Below are 20,444 nucleotides of genomic sequence, written 5' to 3' on the forward strand. Positions count from 1 at the left end.
TCGCATGGCACTGGTCACGATGTTCGTCAACGGACAGGCGATGTCCGGCGGCACCCTGAACGACGCGTTGCACAAGGCGCGATTCGTGGGGAAAGTCGATACCGCACCGAAATACCGATTCTACTCCGTGCGTGACGAATTCCCCGGTTTGCACCCGGTCTCAACCGATGGATTCGTGGTACCGGGCGAGCTCTACGAGGTCGAGTACGACGTATTGCGCGACGAGCTCCTGCCCAGGGAACCGAAGGAACTCGAACTCGGGGTCATCGAGTTGGCGGATGGCTCGGGCTCCCTGTCGATGCGAATGCGCGAGAGCTATCTGACGGACACGGGCGTCACCGACATCAGCGACCGCGGCGGATGGCTGACCTACCTCGCGAGCACACGATGAAGGTCGTGCGCGGTGGGACGGTTGTCGAATCCCATTGGGCCGCTCCGGCAGACCTGCTCATCGACGACGGCAGAGTCGTTGCGGTGCTCACCCCAGGGAGCGAGGTCGACGCGGCAGCAGAGGTCATCGATGCAACCGGGAAACTGGTGATGCCGGGTGGAGTCGATCCACACTGCCACGTCGGGTTCACCTCCGGCGAATTCACCTCGCTCGATTCGTATTTCGAGTGCACGACGGCGGCCGTGTTCGGCGGCACCACCACGATCATCGACTTCGCCATCCCCCGTCCCGGTCAACAGCCGCTGGACGCCGCCGAGGTACAGCGTGCGAAAGCGTCAAGCGGACTGTGCGATTCGGCTCTGCACGCCTGCGTCGTCGAGTGGACCGACACCACCGCGGACCAATTGAAGACTCTGGCGGACGGAGGCATCCGGACGGTCAAGATGTTCACCACCTATGCCGGTGAAACGATGGCGAACGAACACACCATTCTGAACACGATGCAGGCCACTCGCGATCTCGGCGGAATGGTCATCATCCACTGCGAGTCCGACGCCATCGTCACCGACGCGCAGAACCTCGCAGCCGCGTCGGACGGAGTCGATGCAGCACACATGTCGCAGACCCGGCCCGAGCTCGCCGAGACTGCCTCGGTCGCCGCCATTCTCGCGATCGCCGAGTCACAGAGCGCGCCGGTCTATTTCGTTCATCAGTCGACTCCGGCTGCAGTCGAACTGGTCGCGGACGCGCGTAAGCGAGGGCTCGTCGCCTTCACCGAATCGGTCGCTCACCATCTGATCCTCGACGACTCGGCCTACGAGGGTGAGCAACCCGAACGTTTTGTCTGCTGCCCACCGCTGCGTTCGGCCGAGGTGGTCGAGGAACTCGGGCGTCACCTGTTCACCGGGCACATCACCACCATCGGTTCCGACCATTGCTGCTACGACACCGCACAGAAGCAGGTGCACAGCCACGACGTGCGGCACATGCCCAACGGACTGCCCGGTGTCGAGACGCGTCTACCGGTGATCTACTCGCACTACGTAGACGGATTGGGTCTGACTGCCAGCAGATTCGTGGAATTGACCTCGGCGAATCCAGCGCGCACCAATGGCCTGTATCCACGCAAGGGATCGCTGATGCCGGGGTCCGACGCCGACATCGCGATCTGGGATCCCAAACTGGAATGGACGGTGACCACCGAAACACTGCACATGGCGACCGACTACACACCCTACGAGGGGCATCGACTTCGAGGAAAGCCGGTCACCGTGATTGTGGGCGGCGAGATTGTTGTCCAGAATGGAGAACTCGTCGACGCCACTCCCCGCGGACGCCACCTCGAAGCAGCACCGCTCGACTTCAGCGGAGCATTCAGTATGTGAGGCCCGGACCTTTACCGTCGGCGGGTTCAGCTACCCGACCGTGCTGCCACTCAGGTCTATTTATCGGCGAGACCTGTTGCCTCTGCCAAGTATTCGCGTGAGTCTCGAAACGTCTGCGCTACACCGCGTCCAGCGATCGCGTGGTACCGACTGATTTGGTCGTCATCGAGAGCATCGAGAACAGTGCTGGAATCTGCGTGCATCCAACCACCGTCTTGGACCAGTTCATGGGCGCGTTTGCCGTGCAGGGCAGAAATTCCCTCGACTCTGATCCCCTGGGGATCGGTCGACGCCGCAAGGTAGTAGGCCTTCTTGCCGGGGTAACCGGCCTTGACCTTCTCACGCAACCGGAAGACGGCGGCGACTGCGTCGTCGATGGCCGACGCCTGCTCCTCGGACTCGGAGGCCGAAACTCGCGCGATCTCCGCATCCAGCGCAGCGAGCAAAGTGGCGAGGTACTCGAGATCACTCATAGGCCCATGATGCCCTAGTGCAGTGTGCTCTCGAACCAACACCTGACGGAAAGAAATCGACGATGCCCCCGTCTCGGGGTCCGCGACGCGACGTACTGACACGCCGACCGTCTACAACTCCGTGACAGCGCCGGGGTTTGTCCCTCGCAGTTCGGGGGTCAACAGGGTCCTGTCGGAAGTCCCAATACCCGACGATAGGGTCATGAGCCGCCGACGACGCGGAGCTGTCCGGACGGTTCGTTGCACCACCTGCAGCTCCCGTCGATGTAGTCGTGGCCGTCTTCACGTCCGCACTCATCAACCGCGCATCCGCTGCCGCATGACAGCATCTGTCCACATCTGCACCGCTCGCCGTCGCACCCCGGGTGGTGAAGCGTTCGCGGCGGGGCACCGCAGTCGTGGCATTTGCTCCTGCCGTTGGGTATTCGACTGGGCCGCCACGTGCAACCCACTGAATCGAGCATTTCCAGATCACACGCCATGCAGATCGCCATGCCGTGCAGAGTCGCACAGAGCACCGACAGAAAATCTTCGATCGAACTCCATGACGCAACGTTGCGCCTCCGTGGCCAGGACGGGCTCAGCAGACGAAAGTGGGCCACAGACACCCACATGAACCGGAGCGTTACGATCGCCCACCGCTCCCCCATCCGAACAACCTTCTCCACCCGAGATGAGCGCCGCCGCCGGATCCGTGAGCTCCTCACCGGCAGCAGTAGATCGTTCACGTACCGAGTGGCCGCCATTCGTCTCCTGCTCCGTACTCAACCGATGGCGAAAATCGCCGCTCTACGCAAACCTGGCCGCTCACCACGGTGGCAGATCGACCCCTCCCATTTCACAGATTTACTGTTGGACAACAGTTTTCAAGGAATCGAAGGCGGCGCATCCTCCGGACCGAAAATGTGCGCCGGAGGTCAGTCGGTTGGCGAATCGAAAATCGCGACTGCTCGAGTCCATCCCGCCGAGGCAGCTGTAATTTTGACTGGGAAGCACGAGATCTCGAAGCCGGTGTGAGGTAGTTGCTCGAGCCCGTTGAGCTTTTCGAGATGGCAGTAGCCGATTTCGCGTCCGACACGATGCCCCTCCCAGATGATCGACGGGTCGTGTTCGGTGGCGTACCGGGCGGCAGTGTGTACGAAGGGGGCATCCCAGCTCCAAGCGTCGGTGCCGGTCAGGCGCACTCCTCTCTCCAATAGGTAGAGCGTGGCATCGCGGCCCATCCCGCAACCGGAGGCGACGTAGTCGTCATGCCCGTAGCGCGCGCCGGCCGAAGTGTTCACGACGACAATTTCGAGCGGCGACAGTTCGTGCCCGATACGGGTCAGTTCGTTCTCGACGTCGGCCGCTGTGACCACGTATCCATCCGGGAAGTGGCGGAAGTCGAGTTTGACTCCGGGCTGCAGGCACCAGTCGAGGGGCACTTCGTCGATGGTCGCTGCCCGCTTCCCACCGTCCATCACCGCAGAGTAGTGGTACGGCGCGTCGAGGTGGGTTCCGTTGTGGGTGGTAGCGCGCACCCATTCGTACGCCCACCCCTCGCCGTCCGGTAGATCGTCCTTGCTCGCGTCGGGAAAGAACGCAAGCAAGTCCTCGACGGTGTCAGCGTGGGTGTAGTAGTCGATGTGGGGTCCGAATCCGGGAGGATCGGACGCTATCCCGGTTTGAAGCGGAGCAGAGATGTCGATCAATTTTCGCATTGTTCGTTCCTTGTCTGTTCACGATGTAATGCGTTGCGGCCCAGAGGCAGTAGGCCTCGCAGTGATGTATCAGCACGTGGAGATGTCCGGCACCCGTACACGATCCTGTTTCCGGCGAGTTTTCGCTGCCGGTTGCGTTCTCGCGGAGGTCTTGCTGTACGGGTGCGGCAGAGGTGACTTCATGTCAGAACCCAGATGACAGCGGAAGGACATCGACGCCCGGAACAACTGTCTGGCGCACCTCTCCGAGTCCTTGCCCGGTCAGGGTCACGACGTCACCGGGACGCAGCCAACGATCGAAATCGTCGAGTTCGGGCGTGTCGACGTGTTCGAGGAGACAACCGCCGGGAACGGTTCCCGAGCCGACCACCTCACCCGGTTGCAGATCGACCCCGCGCGAGACGAAGGCCACGAGTTCGCCGAAGTCCCAATCCATTTCGCCCAGGTTGCCACGGGTGATCGCGTCACCGTTGACCGCGGCGGACAGCTCGATAGCGATCCGGCCGTCGCGCCGGTAATCCTCGAGCTCGTCGACGGTAACCAGAGCGGGCCCGAGGGTGAGCGCGCTGTCCTTGCTCTTTCCCATCCCGATGCCGAGGGCGAGATCGCGGAGCTGGTGGTCGCGTGCGGTCCAGTCGTTGAACAGGGTGTAACCGACGATGTGCTTCTCGGCGGTGCGCGGATCGAGGTCGCGGCCACCGCGGCCGATGACCGCTCCCACTTCGAGTTCGAGATCGAACATGGTGCTGCCAGGGGCAACCGGCACGTCCTCGTAAGGGCCCAGGACGCATCCGGCGTTGGAGAAGTAGAACGCCGGGATCTGCGACCACGCCTCGTGCAGCTCAGGGCTGCGTCCCATCGCGCGGTAACAGCCGCGAAGGTGGTCGAGGAAACACAGTCCGTCTCGCACCGAGGGAGGTCGTGGTATCGGTGCCAGCAATCGCACCTGGTCCAGCTCGCGGGTTTCGTCGGGGCATCGTGTCGCCGCCTCGCCGGCCTCGGTGAGGGCGTCGTCACCGGAGTTCAGAATCGACAGCAGACTGACGCCTGCGCGCAGTCCACGCACGGTCTCCCCGTCGATGATTCCGGTTCTCGGGCCACCGCCGCCGTCGTAGGTCACGAATCTCACCGGATCCTCCTGCCTGCCGACGGCACCGCATCGAGCTGACGATGCGGGGGTGAGCAGTGCGGTTGTTCCGTCATCACCGCGAAGCCACCGTCATCGCTTGGATTGCCTGTTCGTGAAAACTGCGCGTGAGCGGCTCGATCGCGGTGAATGCGCCCGGTGGGGTCCCGGGAAGTTCGCGACCTGCATCCCTGAGTCGCCCGAGGATGCGTTCGGACGCTGCATCGACTTCCGCTGTCAGCGACGCCCGATCGGTCACTGTCAGGATCCCGTCTCGTTTGACCACCCGACCGTCGACGATGACCGTGCGCACATCGGCTGCAGAGGTCTGGAACACCAGCGTGGCGTAGGGATCGAGCACAGGATGCTGTTCGAGAGCGGGCCCACCGATGATCTGGAGATCGGCACGCTTGCCAGGTGTCAGTGAACCGATGCGGTCACCGAGTCCCATGGCCTCGGCGGCGTTGACGGTGGTCCACTTCAGCGCCTCCCGCGCCGGCAGCGCGACTGCGTCGGGCATCTGCCCTGCTGCGTTGATCGGGTCGGCTGCGTCGGCGCGTGCACACGAGAGACCGAATCGAAGTTCGTGCCACAGGTCGCCGCTGTTGAGGGAGATCACGTCGGCCGAGAGTGTGGGGGCGATCCCGTGTTGCCGGCAGCGCTGGAAGACCGGACGACCGAAGCCCATGTTCATTTCCGTCTGCGACGAGATCGACACTCGGCCGCCGCTGCGTGCCAAAGCTTCCCATTCGGCGTCGCCGAAGCTGCAGCAGTGCACGTGGACCATGTCCGGGCCGAGCAAGCCCATCTGATCCATTTCGAGTATTCCGTTGCACAACGCGCTGCCGAATACACACCCGGCGTGATTGACCAGCAGGGCTTTTCGTTCGCGGGCGGCTGCCAGTTCCGAGACCGTGTCCGCCCAGGGAAGGCCGAAGATTTCCGACAACGAGACGCCCAGTGTGAGTCGGCCGTCGGAGGCGAAGTACGTATCGGCGATGCGATGGAAGTCTGCGAGACGTGCAGTGTGATCGCCGAATTGCGATCGCTCGGGTGAGCTTTCGAAGAATCCGTAGCAGAACGATGCGCGTATGCCGGATTGCAACAGGCCCTGAACGGTACCGTCGGAGTGGTCGGGAGTGTTGTTGCAGTGCGAGAAGTCCAGCAGTGTGGTGACACCGCTGTTGAGTGCGTCGACTGCGCCGTAGAAGTTGCCCAATCGGACGTCGTCGGCCGTGTAGGCCGGGGAGATTCCCAGCCGCATACCGAAGTAGTAGTCGCCGAGGGTCCAGTCACTGCAGATGCCGCGGAAGAGCGACTGCCACGTGTGCCGATGAGTATCGATGAAACCGGGCAGCACGATGTGGTTCGAGGCATCGATGACCTCGGCGTCGATGACCCCGAGGTTCGGTCCGACGGCAACGATCGTGTCGTCCTCGATCAGCACGTCCGCCGAGTCGAAGTCGCCGAGCGCGGGGTCCATGGTCAGGACTCGGCCGTTGCGGATCAGGGTGCGATGCGTGCTCATTGTTACCTCCGGCGAAGTTCATGGGTGTTGTGATCTACGACATTTCGGGTCTCCGTCGAAGTATGCTGACCAGCATCAGCCAGATCATCAGGCAAAAAGGTTGCGATCTTCTCGACCCCAATGGGCCGATCAACGGTACGGACTTGGCGGTGAATATCGGTGGACATACGATCCCTGCGATATGCGCTGACCCTGGCCGAGGAACTACATTTCGGGCGCGCCGCCCAAGCTCACTTCATCGGTGCGCAACCGTTCGGTCGACGCATCCAGGAACTCGAACGCGAACTCGGGACGGATCTGTTTCTGCGCACCAGCCGCAAGGTGGAACTCACCGAAGCCGGCCGAAGGTTTCTTCCCCGCGCGAATCGAGTGCTCGCAGATCTCGACGCCCTGATGTCGGTGCGTGAGGGTGAGCGTGCAGAGTCGGTGCTTCGCGTTGGCGTCCTGGGATTCGGGCTGGCCGATAACTGGTCGGCGACTCGTCAACTGCTCGACCGGCACCATCCGCGGCTACAGCTGTCCTATGTCGAACTCGACTGGGAAAACCAGTACGACGCAGTACGAACCGGAGAAGTCGACGTTGCGATCCTGCACGACGTCGGCGGTGCCGAGGACCTCCGAGTCGAGCAAGTGATCGAGATCGAACGATGCGCCGTCGTTCCCGCAGAATCGGAACTGGCAGACGCAACCCGTCTCACACCCGATGAGATTCACGACCGGCCGTGCATCAGACCGATAGGACAGCCCGGCCTCACTGCGTGGGCAGCGGGCCGCTACCCGCGTCACGGGGCCCAGGTGCGCTCGCCCCTCAACATCCCATCGGCAGTAGCGATGTCGGGGACGATCGGGGTGTACGCCGAGCCCGCACGGCGCTACCTGCCGAACCCCGACGTCCGCTACATCGCGCTCGACGGGCCACCCGCGATCATCGCCCTGGCATCACGACGGCAGGACCGTCGAGAGGGCACCGAGGCATTCCGCCGTGCCGTGCAGGCAACAACTGCATTGGTCGACCTGACGAGCACAACCGAGCCGCCCGGTTACGCCAGCGATGACCGTTGATCGTCGCGGTCCGGGCAGCTACGGCGTAGGCCCACTCCACAATTCGGTATGGGTGTACGCGGTGTCGACCACGTAGGCGTCGCGGTGATCGCGAGTCGCAACGTCGCGTGAGCGTTCGTCGCGCAACATTGGGTGAACTGCCTACACGCCGCGGCGCACGTCTTGGCTATTCCTGCGAGAGCGAGAGGACTGCACCGCGCGAAGTCAGCGCCACGACGGATTGGGGAGCGTTCGAACTGAAAAGCGGTCTCGAAACGGTGACTCGAACGGGCTCGTGGAAAACAGCCATTAGACAGTGGCGACGGTGAAATAATGTTCGTGCAGCTGATCCGCTGTCGTCCTGGCCAGGACTACGCGGGGCCTTTACCGTGGGCGGTATGGCGATTTTCGCAGACGATCCGCGCGGTACCTACGCTCGTTACATCACCGCCTGCAACGAACGGCGTTTCGGCGACCTCGACGAATTCATCACCACCGATGTCGAAGGTGTCCGCAGCGGCATTGACGGCTACCGCGACGGCCTTCGAGACATCACAGTCGCGTTCCCCGACTTCAGCTGGTGCATGGAGGACTTGGTCGTCGAGGGCCGGTTGATGACGGCTCGCCTGACGGATACCGGCACCCACCACGGTCAGTTCGATGGGATCGCGGCGACCGGCCGGTATGTGCAGATCCAAGAACTAGCGATGTACCGGCTCGATGACGACGGCAAGATCGCGCGCTGCTGGGGAGATCTCGAGGCTTCATTGCGCTGTGAACTGCTGGGCCGCGGAGAATAGCTGGCTGCGATCAGCGAAGAGACATACGAGGAGTTAGCGAGCGCGGTTGAGCGGCAGTAGCGCAAGTCGTCAGATCTACGCTTTTGCAGCGTCACGTCCGGCGTCAACGGGTCCACATGTAAACGTGAGCGGTCAGACAGCGGCTTCGAGACCGAAGCGCATTTCCGCCGTGTTCTAGTGGAACAGTGGACTGGGTCGAGAAAGAACTAAGGGTCGCTGGTCTTACCGGTACCTGCACAGCGGTGGGTGTCATGCTCCCCTGGGCCCTCGAAGGGACCTTGCTCCGGTTGGCGCTGCTGGTGTTTCCTGCGTTCTGCGGTGCCGTCGCCGGACTGTTGGTCGGTGTGATCGCAGTCGGTGGCGGCCGCTTCGCCTTGTGGTCGAACCGAATGTGGGCCGCACGATCTCACCACACCTGGCGACACCGATTCGCCGCGTGCACCGCAGCAGCGGTCACGCTGGCGATCTCTCTCACATTGTGCTGGCTGGTCGTCGCTGGCAGTGAAATCCTCACTGACACAGATGTATTCCCGTCCTGGTGGATCGCACTGGCAGCGATAACGGCGGCGAGTTACCTATTCGCCTACCTTCTCGCTCCCACGACGGACTGCGCCGCCCGAACACAGGACGGCTTCGGAGAGGTCTAGGTTCCAGCCCCGATCCTTGCTTGGCTTGATCCTGACGTGTGCCAGCCGCTGAACACCGTCGATCTATTGCGATCAGACGAGATGAGGCGGTTCGATCTGGACTCTGACCTCGACGACGATCCCGCTACCGAGTCCGATCATCTCCCGGCGTCGTACGTCTGAATCCGTGACCCCGCTGAACAATACGGCCAGTTCCACCACGCAGAGTCACCATTTCAGTCATTGGTACCTGAGGCGCAAGGCACGTGATCGAGTTCTCGGTCGAGGGCAGAGGAATTCTCAATCGTGGGTGTGCGGGCCTGCCGCCCGAGGATTGATGGTGTCGCAGTCCCACGTGATCCTGGCACCGAGCCACGAGTCGATGGCCTCGAACAGTTCGATCCCGCCGTTGAGCGCATTAGCCAACTCCGTCGCCCCTCCGACATAGGTCGACATGAGATCCACATCGCTAGCTACGAACCACGCACGATCCGCGGGCCACCAGATGTTCGGCAAGAATCCCTGCAACTCCCGCCCCGCGTCACCGACCGACCCACGCCCGAGCAGATGCCTTCGGCCAGGAAGGGGCAACCTGGAATCGTTCTCCGGGACGCCGCCCATCGCAGCGGTCGCGGCGTGGCACGGGCACAGCGCCGAGGAGATGCTGCGGACCTACGCGCACGCGGTGGAGGAATCGCTCACGAGCGCCGGGGCCACCATGTTCACCGAACCCGGCGAAGTCGCCGGATAATCGACCCAGTGCGACGCACGGCATCCAACCCGCGCTCACAGAATCGTAGAAGTTACGCCAGAATGCCAGAATGCCAGAATCGACAACTACCGAACGTGGTGCAGTCCTGATGGACTATGAGTCGAGGGACTTTCCCGTGTTTCGACCGATCGCAGATCTGTCGCCCGACCAATACGATCGCTTCTCCGACGCGTACGCGACGCTCGCGGCTTGTCGCGACGAGTCGATGTTCAACTTTGTCCGCGCGTGTGTAATGGACTTGATCGACTACATTGTCAAGGTCGGAAATACAGCGATCGAGACCAGGTCGGTACCCAGGACGGACGAGCGGGGATCCGACGTCGGCGAGTATGTCCGCACGCTCAGCCTCTCGGCATCCAACGCCTTCTTCGTCTACAGGGACCATCGGACACACGCAGCAAAAGTGCTCTCAGAGAAACGCGGCGACAGCACCAAGACAACGATCAAATCGATGCTGGATGATCTCAACGCGAACTGCTTCGGCTACCGCTGGTTACTTGAGCTTCGAAACGCATTGATGCACATGGACCTGCGCTCAGTAAGCTTCTCCGTCAAAGTCTCCGCGGACGCCGAACCGTCCTTCACTCTAAACATGGATCGGGAACAAGTACTGCAAACCAACAACCTCAAGAACGCGCGCAACGTGGCGCTCCGAGAAGAGCTCAAAGCTCTACCTGATGACCCCTCGGTCATCGACCTCCTTCAGGAGGCGTTGCCAGCAATCGCCGAAACCGAGCGCGAAGTCTTGAAGGCGCTGTACCCAGAATCCGTGCGTCGAGACGCCGGTCTGGTCGTCTGCGAACTGATCGATTTGTTTGAGGGTCGCAGAGGAACCTATTGCCTGTTCACAGGGCCGGGCTTCACAGCTGAGGACCGCATTCCGCCCCATTACCGACTGGAACCTGAGGTCCTAAGCCACGCTGAAACGTATCGATGAAGCGTCGCCTACAAGCACGCTCCTCGGCCGTCAAAACGACGACCACTCCGACCCACTGGGACATCGACACCGTTGCGACCATTGGCCAACCAACGGCGAAACCCGCTCTGACACAGGTCAGAGCGGGTTTCTTTGTGTCGGGCTGACAGGATTTGAACCTGCGACCACTTGACCCCCAGTCAAGTGCGCTACCAAGCTGCGCCACAGCCCGCCGCACCTCGAAAGGCGCTTGCTGAGATTACCCCAGCCCTACCCCTGAGAGGAAATCGCCTGCTCAGGGGCGGGGTCGGACTAGGTCAGCGGTTGTTGCCCTTGCCTGGCCGTTCTCGCTTCTCGCGGATACGTACCGAGACGCGGACGGGGCTGCCGTCGAAGTTGAACTCCTCACGCAGACGCCGCTCGATGAATCGGCGGTAGCCGGCCTCGAGGAAGCCGGTGGTGAAGAGCACGAACGTCGGCGGCCGGGTGCTGGCCTGCGTCGCGAACATGATGCGCGGCAGGCGTCCGCCTCGCATCGGCGGCGGAGTGGCCGCCACGACCTCTTTGAGCCACGTGTTGAGGCGTCCGGTGGGGACACGCTTGTCCCACGACTCCAGAGCAGTCTCCAGAGCGGGCACGAGCTTCTGCACGGCACGGCCGGTGTGCGCCGAGATGTTCACTCGCTGCGCCCACGGCACGCGCGCGAGATCGCGGTCGATTTCCTTCTCGAGCTGCTGACGACGATCGTCGTCCACCAGATCCCACTTGTTGAACGCCAACACCAATGCGCGGCCGGCATCGGAGACCATGCTGAGGACGCGCAGATCCTGCTCCGAGATCACCTGTGAGGCATCGAGAAGCAGAATTGCGACCTCGGCTGCTTCGATCGCGGACTTGGTGCGCAGCGACGCATAGAACTCGGCACCACTGGCATGACTGACGCGCTTGCGCAGTCCGGCGGTATCGACGAATCGCCATGTCTTGCCGCCCAATTCGACCAACGAGTCGACCGGGTCGACGGTGGTGCCTGCAACATCGTGCACCACCGAACGCTCGTCACCCGAGAGCTTGTTGATCAACGACGACTTGCCGACGTTCGGCTTACCGACCAGAGCGACACGCCTCGGTCCCCCACCGGGGATACCTTCGCGCGGAGTCTCCGGCAGAGCCTCGAGAACACGGTCGAGCAGATCACCGGTACCGCGGCCGTGGGTGGCGGACACCGATAGCGGCTCCCCCAGACCCAGAGACCACAGTGCGGCGACCTCGGACTCGGTGCGACCGTCGTCGACCTTGTTGGCCACTAACAGAACCGGAGTCTTCGACCGACGCAGCACTCGTGCCACTGCCTCGTCCGTCGTCGTCGAACCAACGCGGGCATCGACGACCAACAGGATCGCGTCGGCGGTGTTCATCGCCAACTCGGCCTGGCGCGCAACGGACTGTTGCAGCCCCTTGGCGTCGGGCTCCCAACCGCCGGTGTCCTGCACTAGGAAGCGTCGACCACTCCAGTTCGCCTCGTACGACACGCGGTCGCGAGTGACGCCCGGAACGTCCTCGACCACTGCTTCGCGGCGGCCGATGATGCGGTTGACGAGCGTCGACTTGCCGACGTTCGGTCGGCCCACCACGGCGAGAGTCGGTACGGCTACAGCATCTTCGCCGTCCTCACCCTCGTTGAGGTCGACGTACTCCCACTCGCCCTCGTCGCTCCACGTTCCGTCGCCCGCGGTTTCCGCTGCGCCCGAGAAGAATTCTTCACTCACTGGACTGCTCCACTTCTGTCGTTCACCACGAGCAGCAAACGCTCGATCACGCCGTCGAGATCCAGCTCGCTGGTATCGACGATCACCGAATCCTCGGCGGGACGAAGCGGTGACACTGCTCTCGTCGAATCTGCATGATCGCGGCGCTGCACATCCGCGAGCACGGATTCGTAGTCGTCGTCGCGACCCTGTTCGATGTTCTGTTTGTTCCGCCGTTCCGCACGCGCCTCCGGTGAGGCCGTCAGGAACACCTTCACGTCGGCGTCGGGAAGTACGACGGTGCCGATGTCGCGGCCCTCCACCACGATTCGCGTCGACGAGTTGGCGAGGTCGCGCTGCATCTGCACCAAGAGCTCACGCACCGCAGGCACCGCGGACACAGCCGAGACGGCTTTGGTCACTGCGTCGCCGCGGATTTCGCCGCTGACGTCCTCTCCGTCGAGCAAGACGGTCTCCGACAGTGGATCCTTCCCGATCTCGAGGGGAAGGGCGGCAACAGCTTTCGCGACCGCGTCTGCATCGGTGGGCTCGACGCCCGAACGCAGCACCCATACCGTTGCGACGCGGTACATCGCACCGGTGTCGAGGTAGCTTGCTTCGAGTGCCGATGCGAGCCGGCGCGATACCGACGACTTACCGGTGCCCGACGGCCCGTCCATCGCCACGACGAGCGCACTCATCACAGGCCTACGGATTCGTAGAGCTTGCCGATCTCGCCGCGGCCGAGAACACGCAGTGTTCCGGGACGCTGATCGCCGAGCACGATGTTGCCGACGTCGGTACGCACGAGGCGTCCCACCGGGAATCCGACCTTGTCGAACAACCGACGCACGATGTGCTTGCGGCCCTCGTGCAGCGTCACCTTGACGAGCGACTTGCCGTCCGAGATATCGAGCAGCTGGAAGCCGTCGACCTTCACCGGGCCGTCGTCTAGGGTGACGCCTTCGCGCAGCTGCTTGCCGAGCGTGCGGGGAATGGTGCCGAACAGCGTCGCGAGATAGGTCTTGGACACCTCGTACGACGGGTGCATCAGCCGGTGAGCAAGGTCACCGTCGTTGGTGAACAACAACAGTCCCTCGGTGTCGGCATCGAGCCGACCGACGTGGAACAGACGCTGGCCCGCCTGCACGCGCTCGGCGACGATGTCGCCGACGCACGGACGACCCAGATCGTCCGACATGGTGCACTGCCATCCGCGCGGCTTGTTCATCGCGAGATGAACCAGTTCTTCCTTCACGACGACACGAGTGCCGTCGACGCGAACGACGGCGATGTTCGGATCGATGCGGATGCCCTGCTCGGTGACGATGCGTCCGTCCACCTCGACGCGACCGTCGGCGATCAGCTCTTCCGCGGCCCGACGCGACGCGACACCGGCCTGCGCGAGCACCTTCTGCAACCGAACACCCTCACCGGCAGGCACGTGCTTGCGCGGGGACGAATCGGTGTACTGATGCTTCGCCGGCTTGGCGTTGCTGATGGTGGTTGCCGGAGCCTGCTTCTTCTGCGGCTTCGGCGGCTTGGGGCGCGACGGCTTCTTGCGGGGCACCGCGTCGTTGCTGCGATCGTTGATGCCCGTCTCGACGGGCTTGTTCTCGAACGATTCCCCCTGCTCGACGCCTCTGCGCGGGGCCGGTCGGCCACCGGTGCGGGGAGCGCCTGCGCGGGGTCCCCCGGTGCGAGGGGCACCGGTTCGGGGTGCACCGGCGCGGGGAGCGCCGTCCCGGGGTGCGGCGTCGCGGGTGCGATCTCCGCGGCGTGCGTCACGCGGGGTGTCCGACCGACCTGCGGTGGGCTTCCTGCGTGGGTCTTGTCTCTTGTTACGGTCCGGTGTGCCATCACGGCGAGCGGGCTTGTTCACTTGTCTTACCTATCAGTCGTCCGAGTCGAGCTCGGCTGCCGGATCGGGTTTCGATCCGCGGTTCTTGGTGGAGCGGGTCGTTCTGGGGTCGGTGTCCATGCTGTCACTGATCTCGTCGATCAGGTCCACTCCCGGCAACAGCGGTGCCAGTTCGGGTAGATCACCGAGCGATGCGAGCCCGAGCCGTTCGAGGAACAGCTCGGTGGTGCAGTACATCGTGCCGTTCGTCTCCGGGTCCGTTCCTGCTTCGGAGATCAGTCCACGGGCGAGCAACGTACGCATCACTCCATCGACATTGACTCCACGTACGGCGCTGACTCGTGCGCGGGTCAACGGTTGACGATAGGCGATCACGGCCAGGGTTTCCAATGCTGCACGTGTGAGCTTGGACCGAGCGCCGTCGAGAAGCAGCCGTTCGACGTACGGCGCATAGGCGGTTCGGGTGTAGAAACGCCACCCGTCGCCGGCGTAGCGGAGGTCGATTCCGCTGCGACGTTCGGTCAGTTCCGCGGCCATCCGGTTCAGGGCGGCGCGTACGCGGGCCACCGACGAGCCCACAGCCGATGCCAGTTGTTGGTCGGAGGCGGGAGTATCGACGATGAGCAGAACCGCCTCGAGTGCCGCCGCGAGCGTGTTGTCGTCGAGTTCGCCTGACTCGTCGACATCCTCGAGCTCGAGTTCCGGGTCGGCATTCATGCGTAGTCCTCTTCCGTGACCACGATGGGTCCTTCGTCCTTGCCGGTCCAGCTAACTCGAAGATCGCCGAGTGGTTCGGGTTGTTCGAAGGCGATCACCTGTTGCCGGAACAGTTCCAGCAACGCGAGGAAGCGCGCGATTATTTCGACCTGCACCTCGCAGTCCTGCACTAGCTCCGAGAACGATGCCCACTCGTTGAGTCCCCGGCCCTGCAGGTTCTCGAGCAACCACTCTGCCTGCTCGGGGATCGAAACCGCATGCTGATGAATGTGGTCGAGGCCCACTTGCGGGATCGGCTTGGGCCGAAACGCTGCGGCTGCGATGTCTGCGAACCTGGTCGGATCGACCCCCAGCAACACCTCGGGAATCAGATCGGCGAATCGATCTTCCACCGACACCGAGCGCGGATAACGCCGTAGCGCAGCGGCTTCCAGCTCACCGAACAGCAGGGCCACCTGCTTGTAGGCGCGGTACTGCAGCAACCGGGCGAACAGGAGATCGCGCACCTCGAGCAACGCGAGATCCTCGGCGTCCTCCACATCACCCGACGGCAGCAGACGAGCCGCCTTCAGATCGAGCAACGTCGCCGCGACGACGAGGAACTCCGTTGTCTGATCGAGTCCGACATCGGCACCGAGCGATTTGGTGAACGAGATGAAATCGTCGGTGACGGTGTGCAGCGCCACCTCGGTGACATCCATGCGGTGCTGACTGATCAGCGACAGCAGCAGATCGAACGGGCCCTCGAAGTTGAGCAACCGAACCCGAAATTTCGACGGATCCGCGTCGGCGGGAACCTCGATCGGGGCCTCGTCGGCAGCGTCGACCGTCACGGACCCGACCGGTAGATCACCTCGCGCGCAAGAGCGCGGTACGCCTGCGCGCCGCCGGATTTGGGAGCCCAGGTGGTGATCGGCTCACCGGCAACGCTGGTCTCGGGGAACCGGACCGTGCGAGTGATCACGGTGTCGTAGACGACGTCGCCGAACACCTCGACCACCCGCGTCATCACCTCGCGCGAGTGCAGCGTGCGGGCGTCGAACATCGTCACAACGATGCCGGCCAACTTCAGTCGCGGGTTCAGCCGATCGCGCACCTTCTCGACGGTGTCGTTGAGGAGAGCCAGACCGCGCAGACTGAAGTACTCGCACTCCATCGGAATGAGGACCTCGTCGGCACAGGTCAGCGCATTGACCGTCAGCAGGCCGAGCGAGGGCTGGCAGTCGATGAGCACGTAGTCGTAGCGGTCGAGAATGGGGTGCAGTACCCGTCCGAGCGTTTGCTCACGCCCCACCTCGGTGACCAGCTGGATCTCGGCGGCAGAAAGATCGATGTTGCTCGGCATCAGATCGAGATTGTCGACGCGAGTCCGCATGATGATGTCGTCGGCCGACACCTTCGCCTCCACGAGGAGGTTGTAGACCGTCAGATCGAGTTCGTGATGTGCGACGCCCAAGCCCGCGGACAGTGCGCCCTGCGGGTCGAGGTCGACGAGCAGCACGCGACGGCCGTAACCGGCCAGCGAGGCACCGAGATTGATGGTCGACGTCGTCTTGCCGACGCCGCCCTTCTGGTTGCACATCGCGATGATCTTGGCCGGGCCGTGACTGGCCAGCGGCTGCGGATCGGGAACCGGCCTCGTCTTGCGACCGGTGGGCCCGAGCTCGTTCGGAGCAGGAATGATGTCGCGTGTCTCCCGACTGGATTCCGGTTGACGTGTATGGAAAAGAGCGCCATCGCTGTGCGGATGAGACGGATGCGTTTCGCCGGTATCGGGGGTGACGGCGGGCTGCACGCCCCACGACGGTTCCGAGGCTGACTCCGCCGCTGGCGGCTGCGGTGTCGACACGTTCCAGCGCTCCCCTGTCCCGTTCGTCTTCGAGTAGTTCACGCAAACGCTACCGCTTGAGGCGACGGCATTGTCATCGGACACGCTGACACACGATTGCCGACCGCGTGCTAGCGCGCTCGCGGGTGCGCACCCGCCCACACTTCACGCAACGTCGTGACGGTGACGAGGGTGTAGATCTGTGTCGTGGTCACCGACGCGTGGCCGAGCAACTCCTGTACGACACGGACGTCGGCACCGCCGTCGAGCAGGTGCGTCGCAAACGAGTGCCGGAGCACGTGCGGCGAGACCCCGGCCGTGATTCCGGCCCGCTGCGCGGAGTCCTGCAATACCTGCCAGGCGCTCTGCCGCGACAGCCGACCGCCCCGCACATTGAGAAACAGCGCCGGATTCGAGCGGGCGACGAGCCCCGGCCGCCCGCGCACGAGGTATGCGTCGACCGCCTCGATGGCCGGCCTCCCCACCGGGACGACTCGATGTTTCCCGCCCTTGCCACGCAGGAGCACCGAGCGAGCCTCGGTGTCGATGTCGTCCACATCCAGACCGACGGCCTCGGAGATGCGCGCACCGGTGGAGTACAGCAGTTCGAGCAGTGCGCGATCCCGCAGACCACGCGGTGCGTCGGGACCGGCAATGGACGCCGATTCGAGCAGCGCCACGACCTGGTCGACGGGCAGCGACTTCGGTAGTCGTTTGGCCGGCTGCGGCGGCTTCACCTCGCTCGCGACGTTGCGCTCCACCATGCCCTCGGCCAGGGCAAAGCGGTGCAGACCACGAACCGCGATCAGCGTTCGAGCCGCCGAACTGGCTGCGAGGGACGGGAATTCGTCGTCGCCGCGCCGGAGGTACAGCACGAACTCGTTGATGTCGTTCTCGGTCACCTTGGCCAGATCGGTGATTCCGTACCCGCTGAGGAACCGCTCGTACCGCACCAGATCGCGACGGTACGACGACACCGTGTTCGGTGCCGACCCGCGCTCGACCACCAGATGATCGAGATACGTCGCAATCTGATCGCCGATCACGGTGGCTACTTTCGTGAACTCTTCCGAGACTCGAATGCCGTGGGTCGATCCGCCCACGGGGCGTCGGCCGGACGCAACTCGGTGCCGGTGGCACGAGCTGCCGCCAACGCGAGTACTCCCGACACGGCCGAGGCGTTGACGATCTCCCCTGCCAACGCACGACGGACGGCCTCGTCCATCGGCACGAAGGACAGCTCGATGTCTGCCTCCTCGTCGTGTGCCTCCGGGCGATCGACCTCACTCAGATCCTCGGCGAGGAAAATGCGTACCGCTTCGTCGGTGAATCCGGGCGAGGCCAAAACGTCCACCAACACCGACCACTTCCCGGCCGCGAGACCGGTCTCCTCGGCCAGTTCGCGCTGCGCCGCCAACACGGGCTCCTCCCCCGGCTCGTCGAGCAGGCCCGCGGGCAGCTCCCAGAGACGACGCCCGATGGGGTGCCGGTACTGCTCGATCATCGCCACGCGGTCCTGATCGTCGACGGCAAGAATGCCGACGGCGCCGTGATGCTCGATCACTTCTCGCTCGGCGCGACGCCCGTTCGGCATCGCCACCTGATCGAGCCGCATCGCGAGGATTGCGCCGGAGTACGGAACCTCCGAACCGAGCGTCGTGAATTCGTGTCTGGAGTTCTCGCTCATCCGACGGTCTCGGCCTCGGCGTCCGACTTCTCCGCCGCAGCGGTGTCACCGTGAATGTCGACCGGCAGCCGCTCGGCAGCCTTGTACTTCAACGCCGCGTTGATCAGCGATGCGAACAGCGGATGCGGACGGGTCGGCCGGCTCTTGAGCTCGGGATGCGCCTGGGTAGCAACGAAGAACGGGTGCACCGATGCCGGCAACTCCACGAACTCGACCAGATGACCGTCCGGGGACGTACCGCTGAAGACCAAGCCACTCTTGGCAATTCGATCACGGTAGACATTGTTGACCTCGTAACGGTGACGATGCCGCTCCGAGACGTTCTCAGTCCCGTACGACGCCGCGACGACCGAACCCTTCTGCAGCGTCGCGGGGTAGGCACCGAGACGCATGGTGCCTCCGAGGTCGGCATCGCCGGCAACAGCGTCCTCCTGATCGGCCATCGTGGAGATCACTGGATCCTTGGTATCCGGATCGAACTCGGCCGAATTGGCGTCGGTCAGGCCGACCGAACGAGCCGCCTCGATGACGACGCACTGCAAACCGAGGCACAACCCCAACAGTGGAATCTTGCGGGTACGAGCGAACTCGATGGCACCGAGCTTGCCCTCGATACCGCGAATGCCGAATCCGCCGGGAATGAGCACGGCATCGACATCACCCAACGCAGCCTGAGCCCCCGCAGGCGTCGAGCACTCGTCGGACGGAACCCACTTGATCTCGACCTTGGCGCGATGAGCGAATCCACCGGCACGCAACGCCTCGGTGACCGAGAGGTAGGCGTCGGGCAGGTCCACGTACTTGCCGACGAGACCGACGCGCACGGTTTCGCGGGGCTGGTGGACGCGCTCGAGCAGTCCGCCCCAGATGGTCCAGTCCACGTCACGGAACGGCAGACCGAGCTGCCGGACGACGTAGGCGTCGAGGCCTTCTTTGTGCAGCACCTTGGGGATGTCGTAGATCGACGGGGCGTCGGGCGTGGAGATGCAGCCGTCGACGTCGACGTCGCACATCAGCGCAATCTTGTTCTTGAGCCCGGGCGGCACGTCGCGATCGCACCGCAGGATCAACGCGTCGGGCTGAATGCCGATGCTGCGCAGTGCTGCGACGGAGTGCTGGGTGGGCTTGGTCTTGAGTTCACCGGACGGTGCCAGGAACGGGACCAGCGACACATGCAGGAAGAACACGTTGTTGCGGCCGACGTCGTGACGGACCTGCCGCGCCGCTTCGAGGAACGGCTGCGATTCGATATCGCCGACGGTGCCGCCGATTTCGGTGATGACGACGTCCGGCTGATGGCCCTGGAGGTCGGGACCGTTCATGGCCAGGATGCGACGTTTGATCTCGTCGGTGATGTGCGGAATGACCTGAACGGTGTCGCCGAGGTATTCGCCGCGACGCTCCTTGGCGATGACCGTCGAATAGACCTGGCCGGTGGTCACATTGGCGAATCCGGACAGATCACGGTCGAGGAAGCGCTCGTAATGGCCGACGTCGAGGTCCGTCTCCGAGCCGTCCTCGGTGACGAAGACTTCACCGTGCTGGAACGGGTTCATCGTGCCGGGATCGACGTTGAGATACGGATCGAGCTTCTGCATGGTCACGCGCAAGCCGCGTGCGGTCAGTAGCTGGCCGAGGCTGGACGCCGTCAGACCTTTTCCGAGCGAAGACGCGACGCCTCCGCTGACGAAGATGTGCTTGGTGTCGGAACGCGACTGAAGGCGTGACAATGAGGCTCCCGTGACGAGTCTGCAGGGCTTGCTCCTATCAGGGGGCTGATAAGAGAGGTAAAGCGTGGAAATTGGGCCTGCTACCCACGGGACTTCACGGTAACACCAGTACGTACCT

General features: G+C 63.5%; 20 protein-coding genes and 1 tRNA gene. 6 read left to right on the plus strand and 15 right to left on the minus strand.

Annotated features, from left to right (window positions below):
• The first annotated feature begins 4 nt into the window (after positions 1-4).
• Positions 5-391, plus strand: coding sequence for an allophanate hydrolase-related protein (locus tag CH285_RS15320; protein WP_032388339.1), 387 nt, complete (start codon positions 5-7; stop codon positions 389-391).
• Positions 361-1,776, plus strand: a complete 1,416-nt coding sequence (gene hydA, locus CH285_RS15325) for a dihydropyrimidinase (RefSeq protein ID WP_230073625.1) — start codon at positions 361-363, stop codon at positions 1,774-1,776. The genes CH285_RS15320 and hydA overlap by 31 nt, the downstream gene beginning before the upstream one ends.
• A 56-nt stretch (positions 1,777-1,832) precedes the next feature.
• Here hydA and CH285_RS15330 read toward each other — a convergent pair whose 3' ends face one another.
• The 4 genes from CH285_RS15330 to CH285_RS15345 all read right to left on the minus strand — a co-directional run bounded on the left by CH285_RS15330 (position 1,833) and on the right by CH285_RS15345 (position 6,603).
• Positions 1,833-2,249, minus strand: a complete 417-nt coding sequence (locus tag CH285_RS15330) for a hypothetical protein (protein ID WP_032366134.1) — start codon at positions 2,247-2,249, stop codon at positions 1,833-1,835.
• Positions 2,250-3,166: 917 nt separating this feature from the next.
• Positions 3,167-3,949, minus strand: coding sequence for a cyclase family protein (locus CH285_RS15335; RefSeq protein ID WP_032388338.1), 783 nt, complete (start codon positions 3,947-3,949; stop codon positions 3,167-3,169).
• A 184-nt stretch (positions 3,950-4,133) separates the two neighbouring features.
• Positions 4,134-5,078: a fumarylacetoacetate hydrolase family protein gene (locus CH285_RS15340; RefSeq protein WP_094643241.1), complete on the minus strand. Its 945-nt coding sequence runs from the start codon at positions 5,076-5,078 to the stop codon at positions 4,134-4,136.
• A gap of 73 nt (positions 5,079-5,151) precedes the next feature.
• Positions 5,152-6,603 (minus strand): amidohydrolase family protein, encoded by a 1,452-nt coding sequence (locus CH285_RS15345; protein WP_032388336.1) that lies wholly within the window; start codon positions 6,601-6,603, stop codon positions 5,152-5,154.
• A 159-nt stretch (positions 6,604-6,762) separates the two neighbouring features.
• On the opposite strand from CH285_RS15345, the gene CH285_RS15350 reads away from it, so the two are divergent.
• The 3 genes from CH285_RS15350 to CH285_RS15360 all read left to right on the plus strand — a co-directional run bounded on the left by CH285_RS15350 (position 6,763) and on the right by CH285_RS15360 (position 9,091).
• Positions 6,763-7,665, plus strand: coding sequence for a LysR family transcriptional regulator (locus tag CH285_RS15350; protein ID WP_032388335.1), 903 nt, complete (start codon positions 6,763-6,765; stop codon positions 7,663-7,665).
• A 377-nt stretch (positions 7,666-8,042) separates the two neighbouring features.
• A complete protein-coding gene (locus CH285_RS15355) occupies positions 8,043-8,444 on the plus strand; it encodes an ester cyclase (protein ID WP_032388440.1) in 402 nt (133 codons plus the stop codon).
• A gap of 251 nt (positions 8,445-8,695) precedes the next feature.
• On the plus strand, positions 8,696-9,091 hold the full coding sequence (locus CH285_RS15360) for a hypothetical protein (protein ID WP_141215016.1): 396 nt from the start codon (positions 8,696-8,698) through the stop codon (positions 9,089-9,091).
• 279 nt (positions 9,092-9,370) lie between these two features.
• Here the strand turns inward: CH285_RS15360 and CH285_RS27970 are convergent, their stop codons facing one another.
• Entirely contained in the window at positions 9,371-9,526 is a 156-nt protein-coding gene (locus CH285_RS27970; protein WP_155290163.1) for a hypothetical protein, read from the minus strand.
• 365 nt (positions 9,527-9,891) lie between these two features.
• Between CH285_RS27970 and CH285_RS15370 the strand changes: the two genes are divergently transcribed.
• On the plus strand, positions 9,892-10,779 hold the full coding sequence (locus tag CH285_RS15370; RefSeq protein ID WP_141215017.1) for a hypothetical protein: 888 nt from the start codon (positions 9,892-9,894) through the stop codon (positions 10,777-10,779).
• Between the two features lie 137 nt (positions 10,780-10,916).
• On the opposite strand, the gene CH285_RS15375 is transcribed toward CH285_RS15370, so the two are convergent.
• The 10 genes from CH285_RS15375 to CH285_RS15420 form a co-directional block, all read right to left on the minus strand.
• Positions 10,917-10,990, minus strand: a tRNA-Pro gene (locus tag CH285_RS15375).
• 85 nt (positions 10,991-11,075) lie between these two features.
• Positions 11,076-12,524: a ribosome biogenesis GTPase Der gene (gene der / locus CH285_RS15380; protein ID WP_027497207.1), complete on the minus strand. Its 1,449-nt coding sequence runs from the start codon at positions 12,522-12,524 to the stop codon at positions 11,076-11,078.
• The gene (gene cmk / locus CH285_RS15385; RefSeq protein ID WP_094643244.1) at positions 12,521-13,204 is read right to left on the minus strand and encodes a (d)CMP kinase; all 684 of its coding nucleotides are present in this window, start codon (positions 13,202-13,204) and stop codon (positions 12,521-12,523) included. Before cmk ends, der begins: the two co-directional genes overlap by 4 nt.
• A complete protein-coding gene (locus CH285_RS15390) occupies positions 13,204-14,385 on the minus strand; it encodes a pseudouridine synthase (protein WP_080729250.1) in 1,182 nt (393 codons plus the stop codon). Before CH285_RS15390 ends, cmk begins: the two co-directional genes overlap by 1 nt.
• Positions 14,386-14,397: 12 nt before the next feature.
• Positions 14,398-15,081, minus strand: a complete 684-nt coding sequence (gene scpB / locus CH285_RS15395; RefSeq protein ID WP_032388333.1) for an SMC-Scp complex subunit ScpB — start codon at positions 15,079-15,081, stop codon at positions 14,398-14,400.
• On the minus strand, positions 15,078-15,914 hold the full coding sequence (locus CH285_RS15400) for a segregation and condensation protein A (protein ID WP_032388332.1): 837 nt from the start codon (positions 15,912-15,914) through the stop codon (positions 15,078-15,080). Before CH285_RS15400 ends, scpB begins: the two co-directional genes overlap by 4 nt.
• Complete coding sequence (locus CH285_RS15405; RefSeq protein WP_048320374.1) at positions 15,911-16,876, minus strand: ParA family protein; 966 nt, start codon at positions 16,874-16,876, stop codon at positions 15,911-15,913. Before CH285_RS15405 ends, CH285_RS15400 begins: the two co-directional genes overlap by 4 nt.
• Before the next feature lie 164 nt (positions 16,877-17,040).
• On the minus strand, positions 17,041-17,955 hold the full coding sequence (xerD, locus tag CH285_RS15410; protein WP_094643245.1) for a site-specific tyrosine recombinase XerD: 915 nt from the start codon (positions 17,953-17,955) through the stop codon (positions 17,041-17,043).
• A 5-nt stretch (positions 17,956-17,960) separates the two neighbouring features.
• A complete protein-coding gene (locus tag CH285_RS15415) occupies positions 17,961-18,596 on the minus strand; it encodes an NUDIX domain-containing protein (RefSeq protein WP_032388330.1) in 636 nt (211 codons plus the stop codon).
• Entirely contained in the window at positions 18,593-20,326 is a 1,734-nt protein-coding gene (locus CH285_RS15420) for a CTP synthase (RefSeq protein WP_027497215.1), read from the minus strand. Before CH285_RS15420 ends, CH285_RS15415 begins: the two co-directional genes overlap by 4 nt.
• Positions 20,327-20,444 lie beyond the last annotated feature (118 nt).

It is taken from the genome of Rhodococcus sp. 05-2256-B1 (assembly GCF_002258465.1).
In the GTDB taxonomy this organism is placed as follows: domain Bacteria; phylum Actinomycetota; class Actinomycetes; order Mycobacteriales; family Mycobacteriaceae; genus Rhodococcoides; species Rhodococcoides fascians.